Source organism: Okeania sp. SIO2B9 (genome assembly GCF_010672505.1).
GTDB lineage: Bacteria > Cyanobacteriota > Cyanobacteriia > Cyanobacteriales > Microcoleaceae > Okeania > Okeania hirsuta.
Map to the genome: position 1 here is coordinate 1 of NZ_JAAHGK010001385.1, position 1,917 is coordinate 1,917.

At 35.9% G+C, this 1,917-nt stretch carries 2 protein-coding genes; one reads left to right on the forward strand and one right to left on the reverse strand.

Features of this window, described 5'->3' with window-relative positions; genetic code table 11:
• Nucleotides 1–155 precede the first annotated feature (155 nt).
• Nucleotides 156–338: a hypothetical protein gene (locus tag F6K13_RS31000; protein WP_124147518.1), complete on the reverse strand. Its 183-nt coding sequence runs from the start codon at nucleotides 336–338 to the stop codon at nucleotides 156–158.
• Between the two features lie 344 nt (nucleotides 339–682).
• On the opposite strand from F6K13_RS31000, the gene F6K13_RS31005 reads away from it, so the two are divergent.
• Nucleotides 683–1,888 (forward strand): TldD/PmbA family protein, encoded by a 1,206-nt coding sequence (locus F6K13_RS31005; protein WP_287289559.1) that lies wholly within the window; start codon nucleotides 683–685, stop codon nucleotides 1,886–1,888.
• Nucleotides 1,889–1,917: the final 29 nt, after the last annotated feature.

Consider the following 1,917-nt stretch of genomic DNA (forward strand, 5'->3'; position numbering starts at 1 on the left):
CCACATTGAAGAAGGAGACAGGAGACAGGAGACAGGAGACAGGAGGAAAATTACATGGGGATTCGCTCCCCCAAGTAATGCGTGAACACCGTGTAGAGGGTGGGGTATTAAACCCACAAAGAAAATGATAAAGAAGAATGCTGGGGACGACGTAATCAACATATATCTAAAATTATTAATACTAAAGTAATAGCGATCGCCACTTCAATGTTCAATTTACTGCCATAGGCCACAACTCTATTTATATTTGGCAATAAACTAGCACCCAATAGTAATAAAACTCCCCATCGTATAAAAATGGAGCGAGGTTTGGAAAACAACCAAAAACTCATGGCCACAGTAAATCAAGCTAAAAATAGATTCCAAGACATGAATCTGCTATTACCTTCTAGAAATTGCCAAGCTGTGTTTATTACATTGATTATTTCAGCTTTCATTCATAACTCAAAAATGTATGTACAAGCATTCTACAATCCTAACTAAGATGAAATTAAGATTTTCAGGTATTCTCTAATTAGGTTCCACTGGTGTTTCATACAAACATTTATTATTATAAATAATATCCGAACGAGCTACTATAAGCCAGCAGTAACATTTTCAAGTAAGAAAGTGAATAATAACTACAAACTTTCATCAAATTTATTTGATTCAAGAACAAATAATATCAGCATAAAAATAGATAATGACTACAAAACTCACAAAAAATAATTCTCTTCTAGAGCAATTACAAAATAAAATTTATAATTACAGTAATCATGTCGATTATCTAGAAATTCGCCTAGAACAAAGTGAATCAACTACTATTTCATTTTCTGCCCTACAATTAAATACAATTAACTCTCATTTTTCCCTTGCCGGAAGTATTCGTACTTGCCACAAAGGAGGATGGAGTTTCGTTACTTTCAACAATATTTCAGAACTATCAAATAGAATCGAAGAAGCAATTTCTCACGCTTATTTAATAGGAAAAGAAAATACTCAGCTAGCTCCCATTGAACCTATTCAAGATTATGTAGTAGTCAAATTTGGCCGCGACCCCCGTGACATATCTTTAGAAGAAAAGCGACAATTAATTGAAACCTACAATCAATTATTGCTACACTTCGATCCTCGAATTCAGACCACAAATGTCAGTTATCGCGATCGCTTTGCTATTACTTATTTTGTCAATTCTATCGGAAGTTGCATAGCACAAGAACGCCTAGATGTCAATAGCAAATTCAGAGCCATTGCTTGTGGAGTAGGCAGTTTAGTTAAACAGGGCATCAAATATATCAGTTCTCGTACAGATTATCACACTCTCTGCGACATTGATAACCAAGTTATCGGGGCAGCAGAACAGGCCATCCGTCAACTAGAGGCAAAACCCGTTAAAGGTGGACAATATACTGTATTGTTAGACCCTTATATGGCAGGTGTATTTATTCACGAAGCTTTTGGTCATCTTTCTGAGGCAGACTCTATTTATGAGAACCCCCAGATGAAAGAGTTACTAAAATTAGGTAAACCAATAGGTATAGAAAAGTTGAATGTAATAGATGATGCTACTATTGATGGTTTGAGTGGTTCTATAAAATATGACGATGAAGGTGTTCCTGGACAGCGCAAATATTTAATCAAAAATGGAGTATTAACAACTCGTCTGCATAATCGAGAAACTTCTGGAAAAATGAGAGAAACACCTACAGGAAATGCTAGAGCTATAAATGCAATGTATCCACCTATTGTCAGGATGACTAATACAGCGATTGAAACAGGCGATCGCCCTGTTGAGGAAATGATTAAAGATATCGATCGAGGGGTTTATGCCATAGGAAGTCTAGGTGGCCAAACTAATGGAGAAATGTTTACATTTGCTGCGGCAGAAGGTTATATGATTCGTAAGTAGAATCATTACCGATCGCTTCAATATCTTTG

Coding starts and splice junctions, on each gene's coding strand:
- F6K13_RS31005 (WP_287289559.1), top strand. CDS start 683: ATGACTACAAAACTCACAAAAAATAATTCTCTTCTAGAGCAATTACAA.